At 67.9% G+C, this 21,172-nt stretch carries 13 protein-coding genes and 1 tRNA gene; 7 read left to right on the forward strand and 7 right to left on the reverse strand.

What is annotated here, in order from left to right; translation table 11 throughout:
• Window positions 1–2 precede the first annotated feature (2 nt).
• The 5 genes from GWI72_RS05330 to GWI72_RS05350 all read right to left on the reverse strand — a co-directional run bounded on the left by GWI72_RS05330 (window position 3) and on the right by GWI72_RS05350 (window position 8,214).
• Window positions 3–3,122: a DEAD/DEAH box helicase gene (locus GWI72_RS05330; RefSeq protein WP_161708058.1), complete on the reverse strand. Its 3,120-nt coding sequence runs from the start codon at window positions 3,120–3,122 to the stop codon at window positions 3–5.
• On the reverse strand, window positions 3,115–4,452 hold the full coding sequence (locus GWI72_RS05335) for an EH signature domain-containing protein (RefSeq protein WP_161708059.1): 1,338 nt from the start codon (window positions 4,450–4,452) through the stop codon (window positions 3,115–3,117). Before GWI72_RS05335 ends, GWI72_RS05330 begins: the two co-directional genes overlap by 8 nt.
• The gene (locus tag GWI72_RS05340) at window positions 4,449–5,396 is read right to left on the reverse strand and encodes an OmpA family protein (protein ID WP_161708060.1); all 948 of its coding nucleotides are present in this window, start codon (window positions 5,394–5,396) and stop codon (window positions 4,449–4,451) included. Before GWI72_RS05340 ends, GWI72_RS05335 begins: the two co-directional genes overlap by 4 nt.
• The gene (locus GWI72_RS05345; RefSeq protein WP_161708061.1) at window positions 5,393–7,453 is read right to left on the reverse strand and encodes a hypothetical protein; all 2,061 of its coding nucleotides are present in this window, start codon (window positions 7,451–7,453) and stop codon (window positions 5,393–5,395) included. Before GWI72_RS05345 ends, GWI72_RS05340 begins: the two co-directional genes overlap by 4 nt.
• Before the next feature lie 687 nt (window positions 7,454–8,140).
• Window positions 8,141–8,214, reverse strand: a tRNA-Gln gene (locus GWI72_RS05350).
• Between the two features lie 1,915 nt (window positions 8,215–10,129).
• On the opposite strand from GWI72_RS05350, the gene GWI72_RS20110 reads away from it, so the two are divergent.
• The 4 genes from GWI72_RS20110 (at window position 10,130) to GWI72_RS05370 (ending at window position 15,316) form a co-directional block, all read left to right on the forward strand.
• Entirely contained in the window at window positions 10,130–11,410 is a 1,281-nt protein-coding gene (locus GWI72_RS20110) for a Ppx/GppA phosphatase family protein (RefSeq protein WP_455430301.1), read from the forward strand.
• Window positions 11,407–12,147: an RlmE family RNA methyltransferase gene (locus GWI72_RS05360; RefSeq protein ID WP_161675999.1), complete on the forward strand. Its 741-nt coding sequence runs from the start codon at window positions 11,407–11,409 to the stop codon at window positions 12,145–12,147. Before GWI72_RS20110 ends, GWI72_RS05360 begins: the two co-directional genes overlap by 4 nt.
• 309 nt (window positions 12,148–12,456) lie before the next feature.
• Window positions 12,457–13,959, forward strand: a complete 1,503-nt coding sequence (guaB, locus tag GWI72_RS05365; RefSeq protein ID WP_161708062.1) for an IMP dehydrogenase — start codon at window positions 12,457–12,459, stop codon at window positions 13,957–13,959.
• A 64-nt stretch (window positions 13,960–14,023) separates the two neighbouring features.
• Window positions 14,024–15,316 (forward strand): RsmB/NOP family class I SAM-dependent RNA methyltransferase, encoded by a 1,293-nt coding sequence (locus GWI72_RS05370; protein ID WP_161708063.1) that lies wholly within the window; start codon window positions 14,024–14,026, stop codon window positions 15,314–15,316.
• Between the two features lie 84 nt (window positions 15,317–15,400).
• Here GWI72_RS05370 and GWI72_RS05375 read toward each other — a convergent pair whose 3' ends face one another.
• A complete protein-coding gene (locus GWI72_RS05375; protein WP_161708064.1) occupies window positions 15,401–16,789 on the reverse strand; it encodes a tetratricopeptide repeat protein in 1,389 nt (462 codons plus the stop codon).
• A 641-nt stretch (window positions 16,790–17,430) separates the two neighbouring features.
• Here GWI72_RS05375 and GWI72_RS05380 point away from each other — a divergent pair.
• Together GWI72_RS05380 and guaA are read left to right on the forward strand one after the other, a co-directional pair.
• Window positions 17,431–17,937, forward strand: coding sequence for a MarR family winged helix-turn-helix transcriptional regulator (locus GWI72_RS05380; protein ID WP_208995779.1), 507 nt, complete (start codon window positions 17,431–17,433; stop codon window positions 17,935–17,937).
• Window positions 17,938–18,025: 88 nt separating this feature from the next.
• Entirely contained in the window at window positions 18,026–19,597 is a 1,572-nt protein-coding gene (gene guaA / locus GWI72_RS05385; RefSeq protein WP_161676003.1) for a glutamine-hydrolyzing GMP synthase, read from the forward strand.
• A 61-nt stretch (window positions 19,598–19,658) separates the two neighbouring features.
• Here the strand turns inward: guaA and GWI72_RS05390 are convergent, their stop codons facing one another.
• On the reverse strand, window positions 19,659–20,048 hold the full coding sequence (locus GWI72_RS05390; RefSeq protein ID WP_161708065.1) for a winged helix-turn-helix transcriptional regulator: 390 nt from the start codon (window positions 20,046–20,048) through the stop codon (window positions 19,659–19,661).
• A gap of 98 nt (window positions 20,049–20,146) precedes the next feature.
• Here GWI72_RS05390 and GWI72_RS05395 point away from each other — a divergent pair, with 98 nt between their 5' ends.
• The gene (locus tag GWI72_RS05395) at window positions 20,147–21,160 is read left to right on the forward strand and encodes a zinc-binding alcohol dehydrogenase family protein (RefSeq protein WP_161708066.1); all 1,014 of its coding nucleotides are present in this window, start codon (window positions 20,147–20,149) and stop codon (window positions 21,158–21,160) included.
• The last annotated feature ends 12 nt before the right edge of the window (window positions 21,161–21,172 follow it).

Consider the following 21,172-nt stretch of genomic DNA (forward strand, 5'->3'; position numbering starts at 1 on the left):
GATCAGGGCAGTTCCCAGGCGCCGTCCGCGTCCGGGGCCGCGGGGGACAGGCCATCGCGGTGAAACTGTTCGGCCATGCAGTCCGCAAGGGTGATGCGGCTGCCGCGGGCCGGCGCCACGACAGCCTCGGACAGGCTGGCGACATCGGCGGCGCTGTCGCCCATCGGCCAGAGCGCCTGCTCCGCCAGCCTGCGCTTGCGCTGCATCAGGCTTTGCAGGAGGAAATCGAAGCTCTGCGCGCCAAGCTCCGGATGCATGGCCATGGGAACATGAACCGCGACGGGGCGTGTCTGGCCGATCCGGTGGACACGGTCGTTGCACTGTTCCTCCACGGCCGGGTTCCACCAGCGGGACAGGTGGATGACATGGGTGGCCGCCGTCAGGGTCAGGCCCGTGCCCGCCGCCTTCGGCCCGAGGATCAGCATGTCAAAGCCGCCGTCGGCCTCAAGGTGCCTCTGGAAGCGGTTCACGATCTCCTGGCGGCGCGGGATCGGCGTGTCGCCGTTGATGACGTCGATGCGCGCGAGGCCGAAGACATGGCGCACGATCTCGGCGAAGCGGAACTGCATGTCACGATGTTCGATGAAGACAAGGACCCGTTCGCCGGCCGCCTGGATGCGGTGCAGGATGTCCATGACCGCATCCAGCCGCGCGCTCCTGGCGATGAACTCGTCCGGGCCCGCAGCGCCGGTGTCGCCGGGATGAACGGAGACGGAGCGAATGTGATGCAGCATCCTGAGGGCCGCGCCGGGCCCGCCGTTTGCCAGCTTGACCTGTGCAAGGTCATAGGCATCGGCCTGGATCTTCGGCATCAGGCGCGGATGCAGGAAGCGCCGCTTCCGCGGCAGATCACGGGCCACCTCGTCCTTCAGGCGGCGCAGGCCCAGGGGCGGCAGCGCGTCGCGCGGCCTGAAGATGCGCGCATGCAGCTCCGCCATGGTCCCGGCGTCGGCAACCCCGTAGCGGTCCTTGAACGCGGCGCCCGAGCCCAGGCATCCCGGTGCGATCCGGTCCATGATCGTCCACAGATCAAGGGCCGAGTTCTCGATCGGGGTTCCGGTCAGGCCGATGCGGAAATCCGCGTTCATCGCCTCGACGGCCCGGGAGGCCAGCGTCGCCCGGTTCTTGATGTTCTGGATCTCATCCATGACGAGCACGGAGAAGCGGACCTTGCCGAGCGAATGCTGGTAGTTGGCAAGGGTCGTGTAGGTGGTCAGGATCCAGTAGGTGTGCGCCCGGCCATCCTCGAAGGCCTCTTTCAGCCAGTCCAGATCCAGGTGAGGCAAGCCCGAGCGTGTCTCGGTGCCGCGCGTGTCGCGCCGCTTCTGCGACCCGAGCGCTGAGCCATAAAGGGGAATGAGCCGGCCAAACCCCCGTCCCTCGACGTGCTTGGCGACCTCCTGCTCCCAGTTCCGCAAGAGCGAGGTGGGGGCAACGACAAGCACCGGACCGCGGGTCTCGGCGCCCGGATCCTTCATGTGCTCCTTGACCCAGGCGAGAAAGGCGATGGTCTGCAGTGTCTTGCCGAGCCCCTGTTCGTCAGCGTTCAGAATGCCGGGCAGGCCCGTGCTCCATGCGCGCGTCGCCCAGTCGAAACTCTCCAGCTGATGCGGCTGCAGCGGGGTCTTGACGGCTGACGGCAGGCGCACCGGGATCGTGGCACGCCGCGGCCGGACGGGGGCGATGAACCTGAGCTCGTCATAATTGTCCCTTGTCCCGAGGATGAGGGCATCGGACGTCGGGTCCTGCGGGGTCTGGTCATCCTCCGGCCGGGCGGTGATCTGTGCCCGTCGGCTGATCTCGCTCTCGATGGCGGCAAGGCGGGCGGGCGTCACGGGAACGCTTTCGCCTGCGATGTCCACCTGTGCCTCTACACCGGTCTCGAGCGCGCGGGACATGCTCACGCGCAGTTCGCCGAGCCGGGCTTCCGGCATCTGCCGGAGCGCCTCGACCAGATGCTGGGCAAAGGCTTCCGGCAACCAGGTCGTGCCGCTGCTTTCGAAGGCGGCATCCGGGCGCTCGTAGCGGACGACGCCGGTGACGCGGTCCGAGTATTCGCGGGTCTCGATCAGGGCCGGACCCGCGACGGCTTCCACCAGTTCGGCCTGCTGTGCGTCATCCAGCCCGTCAAGTGCCCCGCTGTCCTGCAGGTGGCGGTTGACGGCATCCGTGATGAACGCCCGCGGGTTGCGGATGAAGGCATGCCGTTCCTCACGGGGCGCCCGTTGCACGCGGGTCAATTCCGCAAGGACGGGCGCCGCACCCGGGTCAATGACCAGATAGGCATTCTTGCCAAGGTGATAGGCGGGCCTTTCACCCAGCGCATGCAGGCGATCCTGAAACACGGCAAGGTCCTCGCCGGTCAGTTCGGCATCCTCCTCCGAGACATCCGCGTCGGTGCCTGCGCGCTTGAGCCGGTCCGCCGAATACGGCACGATCTCAAACTGCCCCAGCGATTTGTCGGGCGATATCGAAAACCGGTCCGCGATCCGCACCTCGAGCCCGCGCAGGAAGGCCGTCATCGCCAATCCGGCCCTCTCGCGGTTCTCCGGCATGTCGCCCGTGGCGAACCCGTCCGGCTCGATGGCGCGGCGGAACTCGCTGAGGGCGCGCCAGTGCTGCTCGACGGGCTGTGACGCGTCAAAGGAATCAGCCAGATCCAGCGCACGCTTCATCCAGAGTGGCAGCCGGCGTTCGCCTGCGCCCGTCTTCAGGATGGCACCGATGCGGATGGGCACCTCGCGGCGGCCCTGGCGGGACCATTCATAAGAGAGTTTGAAATCCGGGCGGCCGAGGACGCCGGTCACGTCGGTCTTGAGCAACAGGTCGACCGTTCGTGGCAATCCGATTGCCTCGGCAGAGGCCGACGAGAGGCTCGCCGCCGCGTCATGGGACAACCGGATGTGGTCGGCTGCAATGGTCACATCGCCCGGGTGCCTGTCCTCCCAGGCCCGCAGGTCCCCGAGGGCGAAGAGCAGGTCACGGTCGTCCGGTGCGAGGTCGGTGAAGCTGCGGCTGCTGCGCTTCGGCATCAGGCGGGAGAAGAGGGTCGTCTTCTCCGGCGGAAAGCGGATCTCGATTGCATCCGCGGAGACCGAGCAAAGGGGCCTGGCGTCAGACATTTTGATGCACCCATTGGGACCAGTTTTCTATGGAATTGTGCGCCTTCCAGACCTTCGACTGGCGCATGATCTCGTCGCAGTGGTACTCCCGTTGGTAGAGTTTCGGGGCCTGCCGGTCGTCGATGCGGAAGATGTGGGTGCGATAGCTGTGGCACCCGTCCACCACGATCCTGTTGCCGATCCGCATGATCAGGAGGGAGGTCTTGCCGCCACGATCCTTCTGACGGCCGAAGCGGCGGCTCATGTCCGTGCCTTCTGTCTTCACCAGGTGCCGCCTGGCGTATTGCAGCGCGTCCGTGTCGAACGCCACCCAGGCTTCGTCGATCTTGCCGTCGTCATAGAGCTGGAGCCAGAAGTCCCTGCGAGGCGGCCACATGTGGCTCGGCTGCGTCGCCGTGACGACGTCACAGAAGAACTTCATGTCCTGGTGTGTCAGCCAGCGCAGCAGGATCGACTTCAGGTCCGGATCGAAGCCCGGCCAGATCCCGCCCGCATGCAGCCGGGGATCGTTCCAGCAGCCGATGATGCGTTCGGTCAGTTCGTTGCGCAGGGCGTCCGGCGGCGTGCGATTTTTCCAGACGGCGAGGACGGCCTCGATGGCGGCGCCTGCACCGACCTCGAGCACCGGCCCCGCCTCCGGTGCCAGCCAGTTGAAGAGTTTTGCCCGTGCATCGGGTCTTGCGAGATCAGGCGCCAGACGCTCCACGAAGATCTTGTGGGCCGCCCGCGTCAGGCCGGACGTGTGCGGGCTGCTGATGCCGATCGATTTCAGCGCCTCGTAAGGATGCTCCGCGCCGACCATGACGCTCGCAAGATCCCGGGGCGCTGCCTCCGGCTGAAACAGCGTGGGAAGCGTGTCGACCAGCCTCCGGTATCTGCCGCCGAGGTCAGCCGCTCTCTTGCGCAGCCCCTCTGCCAGACGGTGTGTGTGGAGGGCCCCGGGCACAAAGCTGTCAAGGTAGACACGGGCCATCCCGTCAAGAAACGGGCCGGGCCCGCGGGTCTCGAGTTCGGCCAGATAAAAGCTGCGGACAGGCTCGAGGTCAGGGCGCATCCGTCGCTCATCATCGAAAACGGCGAGAGCTGCCGAGATGACCTTCTGGGTCGTGATCTTGTCCCAGCTCCAGGTCCGGACCCGATGAAGCATGTTCAGGGCGAGCGTTTCCCGATCCTGGTCGGCAGGTGCGCTGACCATGTCCGGCCAGCGGGAGGTGATCTTCCGGACGGACTTGGCCAGCGGGTCAAGCGAGGAAAACGCCCGGACGCGCATCGGAGCGAGCCGCCCGAGCAGCGCGCGCGCACCGTCGGACGCAGCAGGGACATCGTTCAAGGCTGTCCTCCTCCGGCCTTGAGCGCGCTGCGGATGCCGCTGATTGCATCGGTGTCCGGAGGTGTCACCATGATGAAGCGAAGGTCGATGCGACGGTTGGTGGACCTGCCCTCGGGCGTGTCGTTCGTGGTCACGGGCCGGTCAGGACCGTAGGCGGCAACCGACAGAACCGGCTGGCCCTTGAGGTTCTGATGCTGCATGACGCGGTCGGCTGCTTTGGTCATGGCAAAGAACGTGTTGTTCGCGCGCGCGGCAGACAGGTTCCGGTTCCGCCGGTCCGATCCCATGGTGTCGGTATGGCCTTCGATCTGGACCGCCTCGACCATGGCAAAGGATGGATTGCACTTCACGTCGAAACGCGAGGCGGCCCCGATGGTGAAACAAGGGAGTATCTCGTCCAGTCGCTCGGCGAGTTTCGAGACGATTGCCGACTTCTCCGGCGTCAGCTTCGGACTGTTGGATGCGAACAACCCTTCGCCCTGGAAGCGTAAGGCATCGCTTTCTTCGCTCAGTTCGACCTTGAGATCCGGAAAGTCGACAAGGATCGCGTCGCGCAGGCGTTCCAGGACCTCGCGCCGGGCGACGGCCACCTGCGACAGATACTCCTCGAGCGGGTCGGCGATCTTCAGCCGGTCGAGTTTCTCCCGCAAGTCCGCGATTTCCTCATCCTTTTCCTCGATCTCGGACTTGAGCGCGGCAATCTCCTCCTCAAGGACCCGGATCTTCTCAGCCTGGCTCTCGGCACGTGCCTTCTGCTCGTCGCGCTGTTTGACCATGTCGTCGTAAAGGCTCGTGGGCACGGTCGATGTCTCGCGCGCCTGGCTGGCGAAGAACGCCAGCAGGATCATCATGATGAACAGGAACCCGACCGTCATGTCGGTCATCGAGACAAAGGCGCTTTCCTCGTCTTCCTCGTGCCGCGCTCGTCTTGCGTGGGCTCTCATGTCCTGACCCGCTTCTGGTGGGGCATGAACTGTTCGGCCTGAGCAACGACTTCATGCAAGGTGGTGATGCCCGGTTCCAGTGTCTTCTGGATCAGGGCCACGTGATCCTGTGCAGTGCCGAGGGCCGCCTCCAGCTGCGTGCTGTACTCCTTGAGTGCGCGCCCCAGCATCTGGTCGATCCCGTCGAGTTTCTCCGCCTCGCTCGACAGCTGCGCGATGGCGACGCGCGTCGCTTCCAGGTTCCTGCGAATGCCCTCGCGCTCGGTGCCAAGGGCCGTCCTTGCGCTCTCGAGCACATGCGCGGCGTTCTCGGCCACAGTCGCAGAGTTCTGCATCAGGGTTTCGGAGACGGTCTCGACCAGGTCCCCCACGCGACGCAGGGTTGTCTCGATGCGCTCATGTGACGCCCGGACCGGATCGGCTGCCGCGCTGAGCGTCAGGCCTGCGGCCCGGAAGCCTTCGGACGCACCGTGGATCGCGTCGGCGCCGCTGTTCAGGCCCAGGGCCGCGCTCTGTGCGCCGGACGCGCCGCGTTGCACGGCGTCGGCCATCTCCGACAGCCGGGTCGCGATCTCCTCAAGCCGCGACAGGAGTTTCGCGCCGATGACCTCGCCCATCTCGCTGCCAAGTCTGGCAATGTCCTGGCTGGTCTGGCCGAAGCTGTGGAGCAGGGCGCGCCCGGCCCCGGCGATGGCCTGGCCGGCTTCCTCCGTCGAGGCGGCCATGCGCTGCCTGGCGGCTTCCGCGCTCTCCTTACTGGCATTGTCGAGCGTTTGGCGGAAGTTGTCGGCTGCCTGTTTCATCTCGTCAGCCGCCGCGCGCATGGCTTCAGCGCCTTGCCCCGTGTTGTCGCGGATGCCGGCCAGGGTCTCGTTCATGACGGAGAGCAGACGCTCTGCCCCTTCGTTCATGGTTTCAGACGCGGCACGGCCGCTGGCCGAAACTTCGGACCGCATCTCCGCCAGCGCCCTTGCCATCTGGTCGAGGGCCTCACGCAAGCCGTCGCCCGCCTGGGTGTTGGCACCGCTCATCCGGTCCACCATCAGGCCGATCCGGTCTGTCGCCTCGCCGAGAGATTCGCTCGCCCGTCGCAGGGCATTGCCGACGGAGTGGGACAATTGCTGGGACAGGTCGCCCACCAGCCCTTCCATGCTGCTGGTGCCGAGGGAGGTGACCCGTTCAAAGATCGGATCCATCTTGCTCGAGATGGCACTCGTGATGGCATCTGGCAGCGCGTCCAGCGGTTCCCGCAACTGGGCGACGAGGCTGGTGCCGAGTGTCTGCAGGTGAGCGCGCTGCTCGCGTGTCTCGCGCAGCTGGCGCATCGCGACATCTTCCAGGCTCAGGAAGCTCAGGCGTGCCTCGAGGCTGGAACACAGGTGGTGCAGGGCGTCTTCGATCTGGCTTTGCCGTTTCCGGAGAATCAGCGTGAAGAGGATTGAACAGAACAGACCGGCCAATGACATGACGAACTTCGCCGAGGCGATCTGCATGAAGCCATACATGGCGCTGTTCATGCTGTCGGAGGCCCCGTTTATGCTCTGCGAGAACTGATGCAAGGCTGCAACCAGTCCGAGGAACGTCAGCAGGAGACCGGCAGATACGAGCGTGTTCGGAAGGACGCGGAAAAAGCCCGGACCAAACCCGAGGTCGTCAACGTTCAGGAACGAGGCCGGGCGGACCGGGTTGCGCAACCGGAGCGGGCCGTCAATGTCGTCACGGACGATCGTTTCGTCGAATTCGGAAAACGCCTGCCAGACGGCCCGGTGAGCGCTGGACGCCTGGAAATCGGTCTGCAGGCCGGCCGTGAAGTCGTTGTATCCCTCTGCAAAGGCCGTAGGATCCGCATGCTGGCGCACGCGGCCGTCGAGATCCCGGATTGCCCGCAGCTGGGACCCTGACCTTGCCAGATACCGGAGACTGGCTATGGCCGTCAGCAGCAGGAACAGCGCGGCGCAATACCCCGGCGCGCTTTCCTGAAGCGTCAAGACTTCCGCCAGGGCGATGATGCCGTCTTTCAGCATCAGGCCCGGATCACCACTGCCTGTGACTTGCAAGGCTGTCTCCTGCCGGTTCGGTCGCATTCACTCACGTCAAGGATGCAGGCGGCCGGCTCGCCTGCGGGCCGCATCCTGACGTCAAGCCCCTGTTTCAGTTCACGATCTCTGAGATATGCCTTCTGGGTCAACGAAGGTGGTATCGCAGATCCTGCAACCGTTTGTAAGTGGAGGGTGAGCTGTTGCCAAGCGGGATTGACGGGTCCGGTGGCGGATCCGCGCCGTCTGATGTCCCTGTCACGACTACGGAGGGGCGACGGCTGTCGAAGACCGGTTGAGGTCAACCATCCGGTGCCGGTGACGGGAGCGATGACGGGCACCGATGACGGATGCCGATGATGCGCGAGGCGTCCGGCGCAGGCGTTGGAGGGCTGGATGTTGGTGATGCGGACGCGAGGGTGTCGGACTGTCGGCTGCCGGGACCGGCTGTGGTCGCCAGTGAACGCCGGACCGACCTGCCGGTCTCACCGCGTCCTGACGCTGGCGGCAGGATTGCCGGCGCAGCACCGCGGGGCTGCATCCTTTCCCGCCACATTCAGCCCTTTGCAGCCGGTCGCCGGTTGCGGCATCCATGAGAGCCGCGATGCAACGAAGGGGTGCACGACGTCGGGCAAGGCAATGGAGCGCGAGGCACCAAGAGGTAAGGCCTGTTGCTCGTCAAAAGTGCCGGTGATGTCTGGAAGAGGCTGGCTGGGGAACCTGGATTCGAACCAGGACTAACGGAGTCAGAGTCCGCGGGTCTACCGTTAACCTATTCCCCAGTAGACGCTGTGACGCCGGGCGGCGCCGCGATGTGAGGGGCTTATAGCCTTCTCCCCCGGCGGGATCAACAGGCTCATTCAAAAAGTTTTCTGCCTGTGGATGACGCTGGTGTGACGGGCCGGAACAGGCCCGCGGGCGGGGCCGGGGCCGGGGCCGGGGCCGGGGACGGGGACGGGGATAGGTACGGGGATGGGGCCGGGGACTTGGGATGGGGCCTGATGCGGGGGCTGATGCATGGCCTGGTGAGGGGGGGCAGGAGAGGGGGCGCCGAGGCTTCCTTTGCGTGCAAGGGGGCAACCTGTTACACTTTCTCCAACATCAAGGATCGGGCGCGCCCGGAGGATCCTGCAAGGGGTCTGCGAGCGGCAGCGCATAAAGGACATCGAAGTGGACGACACGGGTCAGGACGCCCCCCGCGCAGGGAAGGGGCAGACTGATGCGGCGTCGCCTCCCGCTGCCGCCGCGTCGCGGCGCGCACGCGCGAAGAAGCGCCGCAGGCAGGCCAAGGGCCCGTCCGGGGGCGCGCCAGCCGGTGGCTCTGCCGCCGGCGGTCGGGGAGGCGAATCCGGTGCCATGGCACCGCGGCAGCCGGCAGATGCGCCGGAGGCCCCGCGTCAGGTGCAGCAACAGGCGCAAGACAGAGCGCAGGGCAAGCCGCACAACGGTTCGCATGACGGGCCGCATGACGGGCCGCACGACGGTTCGCATGACGGGTCGCACGGTTGGGCCCGCGACTGGGCGCATGGCCTGGTGCGCGATGGCGTGCGGGACGGTTCGCGTGACAGTGGGCACGCCGGCGCGCGCAGTGGGGCGCACAACGAGGCGCACACTAGGGCGCATGACGGGACGCCAGACCGGGTGCAGGCCCCCGTCCCGGGATCCGGCAACGGGTCCGCGAAGGGGGCTGAAACTGGCTCTGGCACCGGATCTGGGCTTGGCTCTGGCACCGGATCCGGGCCGGGATCTGGTCAGCAGTCTGGTCGGCTCTCTGGCCAGAATGCCGGCCCGGAGGCGGGCAGGACGCCCGGCCGCACGAGAGGTCGGGCGAAGGGCCGGACGGGGACCCGCAGCGAGGGCCGGCATGACGGCCGAACTGCGAATCGGTCTGCGGATCGGGCTTACGGGCTGACCGGGGGCCAGGCAGGGGCCGAGGCCCAGGCTGCCGGGGCGACAAGGGTCCACGCTCAGACGGACAGGGCCCAGACGGACAGGGCTCATACGGATAAGGCTTTGGCGGCTCAGGCTCAGGCTCGTGATCAGGCTCCGGCAGGTCAGGTGCGGGGGCAAGGCGGGCCCGCGTCCGCGCATCAGGGTCAGGCGGCTGGCCAGAAGAAAGGCAAGCGACGTCAGCGTCCGAATCGGGCAGAGCGTCGCGCCGACCTGCAGGGTGAACCGCTGCCGAGCCTCGGCAGCGATCCGGCGCGCAAGGGCCATCGCCGGCGCGGCGCACACCGCTCCGGCCGCAACCGTCACTCCGAGGCTCTTCCCGGAAACCTGACCGGAAACCGGGCTGGTCATGAGGCCGGAACAGCAGCCGGAGCAGAAGCCGGAGCAGGGGCAGGGGCATTCTCTGGCGTGCCGGCCGGGCCGGCCGGCAACAGCACGGCCCAGCGCAGCGTCGGTCTTCCCGAAGCCCGCAGCTGGTCCGGGAGCGAAGTCCGCGCTGGTGGGGCTGCCGATGCACACGCCGGTGAGCCGTCTGGTGACCGTTACGGTGAACTGTCTGGAGCACTGTCTGGAGCACTGTCCGGGGTCTGGCCCCGGCCAGCCGGGGATCCGGGGACCCGGGACACGGCCGAGGCGCCGCTCCGCTCCGATGACCTGTCGGGAGACCGTCGCAGCGGCGGCGAGTACCCGTCCGCTCTTGAGGCGTCCGGACCTGACGCGTCCGGATCGGAAACCTCTGGTCATGAGCTGGCGGGGCGTGATCGTCCGGCTGATCCGGGTCAGGCCGGGCTGGGTCAGGCGGGCGAAGGTCTCCCTGGCGAGGGCCGCCGGCGGCGTGGACGCGGGGGGCAGGGACGGAGTGGCCAGGGCTGGGGCGCACAGGGCTGGGGCGCACAGGGAAAGGGCGGACGTGACGGCCACGGGCCGGCAGGTCCTGCCTTGCCGGGTCCTGCCGTGTCGGGTCATGACCGGCAGGCGGCCGCGCGCAACGAGCGCGGGCCGGCACATCCGCTGTATGCGGCGCTGGATCTTGGCACCAACAACTGCCGCCTGCTGATCGCCCGCCCGGAAGAGCGCGGCTTCAAGGTGGTCGATGCCTACTCGCGGATCGTCCGTCTGGGCGAGGGCGTCGGCGCCAGCCGCCGGCTGTCCGACGCGGCCATGGAGCGGGCGATCGAGGCGCTGGACAGCTGTCAGCGCAAGCTGGCCGAGCGCGGCGTGCTGCGCGCGCGCCTGATTGCGACCGAGGCCTGCCGGGCGGCCGACAACGGTCCGGACTTCATCGAGCGGGTGCGCCGGGAGACCGGGCTGGCGCTGGAAATCGTCAACCGCGAGACCGAGGCGCGGCTGGCCGTGGCCGGCTGCGCGTCACTGGTGGACCGGGACGCGGAAGGGGTGCTGCTGTTCGACATCGGCGGCGGCTCGTCGGAGATCGTCTGGCTCGACCTGCGCAACCGGGGCTCGGCCCGCGGCTATGCGCTCACCCGCTTCATCCGGGCCTGGACCTCGCTGCCGGTCGGGGTGGTCAATCTCGCCGAACGCCACGGCGGCATGCATGTCTCGCCCGAGATCTTCGAGGCGATGGTGGGCGACGTTGCGGCCCATCTCGACAGCTTTGCCGTGGGCACGGCGCTTGGCGAGGCGATTGCCGCCGGGCGCGTGCACATGCTGGGCACATCGGGCACGGTGACCACGCTGGCGGGGGTGCATTTCGGCCTGCGCCGCTATGACCGGCGACGTGTCGACGGGGCCTGGCTTGCCGACGAGGACGTGTCGGCGATGATCGAGAAGCTGCGCGGCATGTCCTATGACGAGCGCGTCGGCAACCCCTGCATCGGCGCGGACCGGGCGGACCTGGTGCTGGCGGGCTGTGCCATCCTGGAGGCGATCCGCCGCCGCTGGTCCTGCTCGCGCCTGCGCGTCGCCGACCGGGGCCTGCGCGAGGGCATCCTGACTGAACTCATGTCCGCGGACGGCGTCTGGTCGCGCGGCAGCCGGCCCCATCGGGGGCAGAAAGGAAAGACATGACCGACGGCAAACGCGGATCCGGCGAACGCGGCCTGCATGTGCGCGTCAAGACGGCGGCCAAGCGCACGGTGTCCTCCACCCGCTGGCTCGAGCGGCACCTGAACGACCCTTACGTCCGCCGCTCGAAGATGGACGGCTACCGGTCGCGCGCGGCCTACAAGCTCATCGAGATCGACGACAAGCTCGGCCTGCTCAAGCCCGGCGCGCGCGTCGTCGACCTGGGCGCGGCCCCGGGCGGCTGGTGCCAGATCGCGGTCGAGCGGGTGAAATCCTCGCCCGACGCGCCGATCGTGGTCGGCATCGACTATCTCGACATGGACCACATTCCGGGCGTCACCTTCCTCAAGAAGGACTTCCTTGACGACGACGCGCCCGACCAGCTGATGGCGGCGCTCGGCGGGCACAAGCCCGACGTGGTGCTGTCGGACATGGCCGCTCCGACGACGGGCCACCGCCAGACCGACCACCTGCGCACGACGCATCTGTTCGAGGTGGCGATCCAGTTCGCGCTGGAGAACCTCGCCCCGGGCGGGGCCTTCCTGGCCAAGGTGTTCCGGGGCGGGACGGAAAACCAGCTCCTGTCGCTGCTGAAGCAGGATTTCGTCACCGTGTCGCACATCAAGCCGCCGGCGAGCCGCAAGGAGAGCCCCGAGCTCTACGTGGTCGCCAAGGGGTTCCGCGGCCGCGGCCGCGCCGGCTTCCTGTCGGGGCACCGGGACGACGCGGCTGACGACTGAGGGCCGCCGGGACCCTGCACGGGCTTGCGCGGCGGGACAGGCGGTCTGGCTCAGGTCCGGGCCGATATCCGGACCGAGATCCGGGCTGATGTTTGGGCCGGTACGGCCCCGCGAGCCCGGGCCGGCAGGGGGCGTTCCGGGTCGCCCCGCGCAGGAAGTCAGGGACAGGTGACGCTTTGATCTTTTCAAGGTGTCACCTGCGTGTTATTCACCCGCGCCAACTTCTCCGGCACTGCCGAAGCACTTTTCGTCGCCGCCATCCTGCCAAGGGGTGGCGGATTTCCGGCTTTCTCAACAGGGGAATTGGCAATGGCCACTTTTTTCGTTCCGGCTACCGGCGCTGATGCGCTCACCTTCGACGACGTGCTGCTGATCCCGGGCCATTCCGAGGTCATGCCGGCGCAGACCGACCTGCGCACCCGCATCACCAAGTCCCTCGAGCTGAACATTCCGATCCTGTCCTCGGCCATGGACACGGTCACCGAAGCGCGTCTGGCCATCGCCATGGCCCAGGCCGGCGGCATCGGCGTCATCCACCGCAACCTCACCCTCGACCAGCAGGCCGAGCAGGTGCGCCAGGTGAAGAAGTTTGAATCCGGCATGGTGGTGAACCCGGTGGTGATCGGTCCGGACGCGACGCTGAAGGACGCGCTCGACCTGATGCGCGCCTACGGCATCTCCGGCATCCCGGTGGTGGAGAACGGCGGCACCGGCGGCCAGGTCACCGGGCGTCTCGTCGGCGTGCTGACCAACCGCGACGTCCGCTTCGCCTCCAACCCCGAGCAGCGCGTCTACGAGCTGATGACCCGGGAAAACCTGGTCACGGTGCGCGACACCGTCAGCCAGGAGGAGGCCAAGCGGCTCCTGCACAAGCACCGCATCGAGAAGCTTCTGGTGGTGGACGAGGGCTATCACTGCGTCGGCCTCGTGACCGTGAAGGACATCGAGAAGGCACAGCTGAACCCGAATGCCTCCAAGGACGACCAGGGCCGCCTGCGCGTCGCTGCGGCCACGTCGGTGGGCGAGGAAGGCATGCAGCGCGCCGAGCGCCTGATCGATGCCGGCGTCGACCTGCTGGTGGTCGATACCGCCCATGGCCATTCGGCCCGCGTGCTGGAGATGGTGACCAAGGTCAAGGCCATGTCGAACGGCGTGCAGGTGCTGGCCGGCAACGTGGCCACGCGCGAGGCCACCAAGGCGCTGATCGATGCGGGCGCGGATGCGGTCAAGGTCGGCATCGGGCCGGGCTCGATCTGCACCACGCGCATCGTCGCCGGTGTCGGCGTGCCGCAGCTGACCGCCATTATGGAAGCCTGCGACGAGGCGTCCCGGCAGGGCATTCCGATCATTGCCGATGGCGGGATCAAGTTCTCCGGCGACCTGGCCAAGGCGCTGGCGGCCGGTGCCTCCGGGGCGATGATCGGCTCGCTGCTGGCGGGCACCGAAGAAAGCCCGGGCGAGGTCTATCTGCACCAGGGCCGCTCCTACAAGGCCTACCGGGGCATGGGCTCCGTCGGCGCCATGGCGCGCGGCTCGGCCGACCGCTACTTCCAGGCGGAGGTGCGCGACACGCTGAAGCTGGTGCCGGAAGGCATCGAGGGGCAGGTGCCCTACAAGGGGCCGCTGTCGAGCGTGCTGCACCAGCTTGCCGGTGGCCTGCGCGCCGCCATGGGCTATGTTGGCGCGCGCACCCTGCCGGAGTTCCAGGAGAAGGCGCGATTCGTGCGCATCTCCAGCGCGGGGCTGCGCGAAAGCCATGCCCACGACGTGACGATCACGCGCGAAAGCCCGAACTACCCGACCAACATCTGACGGGTTGGGCCACAGGTGACCGGACGGGCGCCGTGGCGCCCGCCTGAAACACTGGAGTGCTGACATGAAGGACGGTGGACGGATCGCCGCAGCCATCGAGGTCCTGGCCGAGGTGGAGAGCCGCCGACGCCCGGTGCAGGATGCGCTGAAGGATTGGGGCAACGCCCACCGTTTTGCCGGATCGGGCGACCGCACGATCATTGGCAACCTGGTCTTCGATGCGCTGCGCCACAAGCAGAGCCTTGGCTGGCAGATGCAGGACGCCAGCCCCCGGGCGCTGGCGCTGGCCACCTATGCGCTCAATTGGCAGCAGGGGCTGGCGCGGCTTGACGAGGTGATGGCCGACGACCGGCATGCGCCGGCCGCGCTCAGCGATGCGGAACGGGCGGCCCTGGCGACGCCAAGGGCCGAGCCGGCGCCGGAGGCAACCGCCGCCGACGTGCCGGACTGGCTGTGGCCGGCCTTCTCCGCCGCGCTGGGGGCGGATGCGGTGGCCGAGGGCCAGGCGCTCGCCCGCCGCGCGCCCATCGACATGCGCGTCAACACGCTCAAGGCGACGCGCGACAAGGTGATGAAGCGTCTCGCGCACATCGACCTGCACGAGACGGCCCTGTCGCCCTTCGGCATCCGCGTCGAGCCGAAGCCCGGCGCGGCGCGCCTGCCGCATGTGCAGGCCGAGGAAGGCTACCGCAAGGGCTGGTTCGAGCTGCAGGACGAGGCCAGCCAGATTGCCGCGCTCGTGGCGGCGGCCCGTCCGGGCGAGCAGGTGCTGGACTTCTGCGCCGGCGGCGGCGGCAAGACGCTGGCGCTGGCGGCGCTGATGGAGAACCGCGGCCAGATCTACGCCTATGACAATGACCGCTTGCGGCTCGCGCCGATCCACGAGCGGCTGGCGCGTGCCGGGGCCCGCAATGTCCAGGTGCGCGATCCGCAGTCAGGCTCGCTGGACGATCTCGTCGGCCAGATGGATCTGGTCTTTGTCGATGCCCCCTGCACCGGCACGGGTGTCTGGCGGCGGCGGCCGGATTCCAAGTGGCGGCTGAGCGAAAAGGCACTGGCGGAGCGCCTCGAGGACCAGATCCGCGTTCTGGACGCGGCGCAGCGGTTCGTGAAGCCCGGCGGCCGGCTCGTCTATGCCACCTGCTCGGTGCTGCAGGCGGAAAACCACGACCAGATCGAGGCCTTCCTCGGCCGCAACGCCGGCTTCCGCCGCGGCTCGGCCGTGGCTGCCTTTGCGGCTGCCCTGCCGGGCAAGCCGCGGCCGAAGCACGTCACGCCGGAGGGACATCTGGTGCTGACGCCGGCGTCCACCGATACGGACGGCTTCTTCCTGTCCGTAGCCGAACGGATTTCCTGACCGGCCCGGCCCGGACTCCGGCCCGGACTCTGGCCCGGACTCTGGCCCTGATCTCTGGCCGGCGCCAGAGATCGGTGCCAGAGCTTAGCGGAGGGGGGATCCGGGCAGTTCGGGAGCCTCGTCGTCCGGCGCGGACGGCGCGGCGGACGTCTCCTGATCCGGCCAGACATCTGCTGGCGCCAGGGAGGGCGTGTCGCCAGACCCGTCCGCAGCGGTGGCATCCTGGATGGACGCCGCCGGGTCTGCCTCTGGCGCCTCGTTGTCCGTCGCAGGCCCTTCGCCTGCGTCCAGTCCGGGGTCCAGTCCTTGGGTCGTGTCCTCGCGCGGATCGGGCGCTGCGGGCGCGTGCGGGCTCCAGACCATGTCCGGCATCGGCACCGTCCGGTGACGCTCGATGATATCGCGCACCCAGTCCTGGACGGGGCGACCGTGCACCATGGCCGTCAGGACCTCGCGGGCGGCAAGACGCTCGCCGAGCGCCGCGAGTGCTGCGCCGACGGCATTGCCGGCCTCGCGGTCATCGGGGCGGTCCGACCAGGCGTCGTCGGCATGGCGCAGCGCGGCGCGATGGTCTCCCGACTTGCGGGCCAGAACTGACAGGCGCACCGCAATGGCACCGCCGCTGCGCGTGCGCTTGAGGGCGGCCTCATAGGCCTCGCGGGCCGCCATGAGATTGCCTGCGGCCATGAGCGCATCGCCCAGACAGGTGAAGGCCTCCGACGACCCCTGGCCGAGCCGCGCGGCACGATCGGCCAGATCGAGGGCCTCGTCGACGCGGCTGCGCTTCAGCATCAGCCGCGACAGGCCGACCAGAGCGGGCAGGTAGGTCTCGTCCTGGCGCAGGGCCGCGCGGTAGGCGGCAATGGCGGTGCCGGGACGCGGATCATCGGCTGTGGCGTCGGCGAGAAGCGTCAGGGCCGGCGCGCTGTCCGGCGTCAGCGCGGCAAGGCGGGTTGCCAGCTCCTGCGCCCGGCCGGCGTCGCCTTGCTGCAGACGGATGGTGGCGAGACCGTAGAGGGCATTGCGGTTGTCCGGCGCGTCCGCCAGCACGGCCTCGAAGGACTGTTCGGCGTTTGCCAGATCCCCGAGCAGGAACTGGCAGTTGCCGAGATTGGCCCGGGCGCGCAGATGGTCTGGATGGGCAAAGAGGATGCGGCGCAGCTGGGCGGCTGCCTCGTCGAGCTGTCCGTCGCGCAGGAGCCCGGTTGCCTGGCGAAAGGCGTCCTCGACCTCCTCCTGCGACCGGCGGGCATTTTCGAGGCTCGGCACCGGTGCGAGGCTGTCGCCGCGGCCGGCGGCCCCTTGCGCCAGGTGCGGATCGGCCGCCGCGGCCGGTGCGGCCTGCGGGGCCACGGCACCAGCGGGCTGATCGGTTGCGCGTGCCGGCGTGGGGGCGAAGGTTGCCACGAAGGCCGGGCCCGAAAGGGGCGGGGTGGGCTGGAGGGCCGAGCCGGGCGCGAAAGGCTCGGCCATCTGACCGCCGGGGCCTGCGGCGCGCGTGGGAGTGGTGCCCGGTTCTGGGCTCCACGTCATCCCGTTACGGTCGTCGGCAGTCGTCATGGGGGAGGACCGTTCCTCTCTGTGTCGGGCCCTGCCGGATGCCTTGCCCCAGCACGCAATCCGAATCGGCATTGCCGGACATGGGCCAATCCTATCGGCTTGCCGGGCGAGGGTCAAAAGCGGGCCCGTGCCGGACCGGCCGCAAGGGCCTGGCGGGAGCGGATTCCTGTGGAGGAGTGCCGCACGGCAGCGGGACGGTTCTTTTCACATGAAGTGAAATTGATAAGACGAAGGCGCCGGCGATCAGGACCTTGGCGAGATTGCCAAGGTCTGCCAGATGCGCGGCAGGATGTCCCTGCCGGATGCGTCTGCAGGACGTCTGGCCCAAAGGTCGCAGCCGGCCGGACCGGGTCTGTCAGCGAACGTCGCGTTCGGAGGCAGGCCTGGCAGCACGCGGGACTGGCAGCATGCGGGACTGGCGGGACGCAGGTCTGGCGGCATGCAGGTCTGTCTGCTCCGGCCGGCCCTCCTGCACGATGCGGCGGCCGATCCGGCAGACGGACGGACAGGGAACAACAGACAACAGACCGGGGACCCCGGCAAGCGAGGGCGCAATGGCGGCCAAGGGCAGCAAGACGGCAGCGGCAACGCCGCAGATGCCGGCACAGGTCAGCCTGTTCGACAGCGAGCCGGCCATCGGCCTCGACAATTTTCTGCCGCTGAAGATCCTGGCGACGGCCCGTCTGGTCGAGCGCCGGCTGGTCAAGGCGCTGCAGTCCGAGCATGGCATCGCGCTGCCCGAGTGGCTGGTGCTGTCGGCCCTGATCGAGGCCGGCGAAGGCTCCGTGCGCGACCTTGGACCGCGCACCGGGCTGGATGCGGTGGCCATCAGCCGCGCGGCCATGCGCCTGACCGACCGCAAGTTCCTGAAGAAGAGCGAGAACCGGCAGGATCGCCGGCTTGTGGTGCTGAAGGCGACCAAGGCCGGGCGCGATCTGGCGGACGAGATCGGCCAGCGTCTGGGGCCGCTCGAGACGGAGATCTTCAAGGGGCTCGGCGCTCCGGACCGCATTCGCCTCGCCAGTCTCCTCGGCGCCCTGCAGACCCGGGAAGGGGCCTGAGCGCGCCTGTCAGCCTCCGTCCCCGCGCGGTGCCGGGCGGGGCAAAAAACCGGTTCAATTCCGCCTGTCGCCGGAGTAGAAGCTGCCCATGACACAGCATGACCGCCTCCTCATCATCGACTTTGGCTCCCAGGTGACGCAGCTCATCGCGCGGCGTCTGCGCGAGCTGAATGTCTATTGCGAGATCCATCCCTACCAGAAGGTCACCGACGCGTTTCTGGCCGCATTTGCCCCGAAGGCCGTGATCTTCTCGGGCGGACCGGATTCGGTGACCCGCGCGGGCTCTCCCCGTCCGCCGCAGTCGGTCTACACGCTCGGCGTGCCGATCCTCGGCATCTGCTATGGCCAGCAGGTGATGATGCAGGACCTCGGCGGCAAGGTCGAGGGCGGCAAGATCTCTGGCGGCGGCGGCACGGCCGAATTCGGCCGCGCCTTCGTGACGCCGGCCGGCGACAGGCTGCCGCTGCTCGACGGCTGGTTCGAGGGCGAGCGCGAGCAGGTGTGGATGAGCCACGGCGACCACGTCAGCAAGATCGCGCCGGGCTTCGAGGTCTATGGTGTGTCGCCGAACGCGCCCTATGCCATCACCGCCGACACTGGCCGCCGCTTCTACGCGGTGCAGTTCCACCCGGAAGTGCACCACACGCCGAACGGCAAGAAGCTCTACGAGAATTTCGTCCGTCTGGCCGGCTTCACCGGCGACTGGACCATGGGCGCCTACCGCGAGGACGCGATTGCCAAGATCCGCGCCCAGGTTGGCGACAAGAAGGTGATCTGCGGCCTCTCCGGCGGCGTCGACAGCTCGGTTGCGGCGGTGCTGATCCATGAGGCCATCGGCGACCAGCTGACCTGCGTCTTCGTCGATCACGGTCTCCTGCGCCAGGGGGAGGCCGAAGAAGTCGTCACCATGTTCCGGGACAACTACAACATCCGCCTGATCCATGCGGATGAGCAGGAGCTGTTCCTCGGCGCGCTGGAAGGCGTGTCCGACCCGGAAGTGAAGCGCAAGACCATCGGCAAGCTGTTCATCGACGTGTTCCAGAAGCACGCCAACACGATCGACGGCGCCGAGTTCCTGGCGCAGGGCACGCTCTACCCGGACGTGATCGAGAGCGTCAGCTTCTCGGGCGGCCCGTCGGTGACGATCAAGAGCCACCACAACGTGGGCGGCCTGCCGGAAAAGATGGGCCTGAAACTGGTCGAGCCGCTGCGCGAGCTGTTCAAGGACGAGGTTCGTGCGCTTGGCCGCGAGCTGGGGCTGCCGGAGAAATTCATCGGCCGTCACCCGTTCCCGGGGCCGGGCCTCGCTATCCGCTGCCCGGGCGAGATCACCCGCGAGAAGCTCGCCATCCTGCGCAAGGCGGATGCGGTCTATATCGACCAGATCCGCAAGCACGGTCTCTATGACGAGATCTGGCAGGCTTTCGTCGCGATCCTGCCGGTGCGCACCGTCGGCGTGATGGGCGACGGGCGGACCTATGACTTCGCCTGCGCGCTCCGCGCCGTGACCTCGGTCGACGGCATGACGGCGGACTACTACCCCTTCAGCCACGAGTTCCTGAGCGAGACCGCGACCCGCATCATCAACGAGGTCGAGGGCATCAACCGCGTCACCTACGACATTACCTCGAAGCCCCCGGGCACCATCGAGTGGGAATGACCGCGCTCCCCTTGCGCGCAAGTCGACGGCGGCCCCTGTGGCCGCCGTTTTTGGTTTCAGGTCATGGTGCGGGGGTGTCGGCGACAGCCGTGAGGCTGCAAGCGTCCGCTCCGGCAAAGAGATGCATGTGGGCATCGCCCCATTGCTTCAGGGCGAGCAGGGCCGGGGCGAGGGACTGGCCGCGTTCGGAGAGGGCATAATCGACCCTGGGAGGCACCTGGGCGAAGACCGTGCGGATGACGAGGCCGTCGGCCTCCAGCTCGCGCAACTGTGTCGTCAGCATGCGCTGGGTGACCTTGGCGAGCTTGCGCCGGATTTCATTGAAGCGCATCGGGCCGTCCAGCAGGTGAAACAGGATGACACCCTTCCACTTGCCATCGATCAGGCTGAGCGCGGCTTCAACGGAACATCCCGGCGCACAGTCGTAGCTGAGGTGGCGCTGACGGGTCATCACGGTATCCTTTTTGACACTATGTGCAAAAATTGTGCGTTTTTGCACCGATAGATCATACTGCACACATTGGCTCGCAGCAAACCAAGGAGGTTTTCATGCGAGCCGTTGCCTATCAATCCCCGCAGCCCATCAGTTCTGCCCGCGCGCTGGTCGACGTCGACCTGCCAGTTCCCGTCGCAACAGGCCAGGATCTTCTCGTCGACGTCCGGGCCGTCTCGGTCAATCCGGTCGATACCAAGATCCGCAAGTCGGTTGCACCGGCCGAGGGGGAGTGGAAAGTGCTGGGCTGGGACGCTGCCGGCGTGGTGGTGGCCACCGGTCCCGAGGTGACCGCCTTCAAGCCGGGAGACGAGGTGTATTATGCCGGAGCGATCCATCGCCCCGGTACCAATGCCGAGTATCATCTCGTGGACGAGCGCATTGTCGGGCGCAAGCCGAAGAGCCTCGACTTCAAGGCCGCGGCTGCCCTGCCGCTGACGGCGATCACCGCCTGGGAGATGCTCTTCGACCGGCTTGACGTTGCCAAGCCGGTGCCGGGGGCTGCGCGTGCCATTGTCATCATCGGCGGCGCCGGCGGCGTCGGGTCCATTGCCATCCAGCTGGCCCGGGCGCTGACGGACCTCACCGTCATTGCGACGGCTTCACGGCCGGAAACCCAGGCCTGGGTGCGGGAGCTTGGCGCCCATCACGTCATCGATCACCGGTCGCCGATCGCGCCGCAAGTGGCAGAACTCGGCCTCGGCGCGCCCTCCTACGTGTTCTCGACCACCAACACCGACGACCACATGGCTGACAGCATCGATCTCCTGGCGCCGCAGGGCCGCTTCGGTCTGATCGACGACCCGAAGGAGCTGAACGCGCTGCCCCTGAAGCGCAAGTCGCTGTCGCTGCACTGGGAGCTGATGTTCACGAGGTCGCTGTTCGAGACGGCCGACATGGCCCGGCAGCACGAGCTTCTGACCCGGGTTGCGGAGCTGGTCGATGCCGGCCAGATCCGCACGACATTGGCCGAAGACTACGGCACGATCAGCGCCGACACCCTCAAGCGCGCCCATGCCCTGATCGAGAGCGGCAAGGCCAAGGGCAAGATTGTCCTCGGCGGGTTCTGAGCAAGCGTGGGG

This window comes from Pannonibacter sp. XCT-53 (assembly GCF_009915765.1).
In the GTDB taxonomy this organism is placed as follows: domain Bacteria; phylum Pseudomonadota; class Alphaproteobacteria; order Rhizobiales; family Stappiaceae; genus Pannonibacter; species Pannonibacter tanglangensis.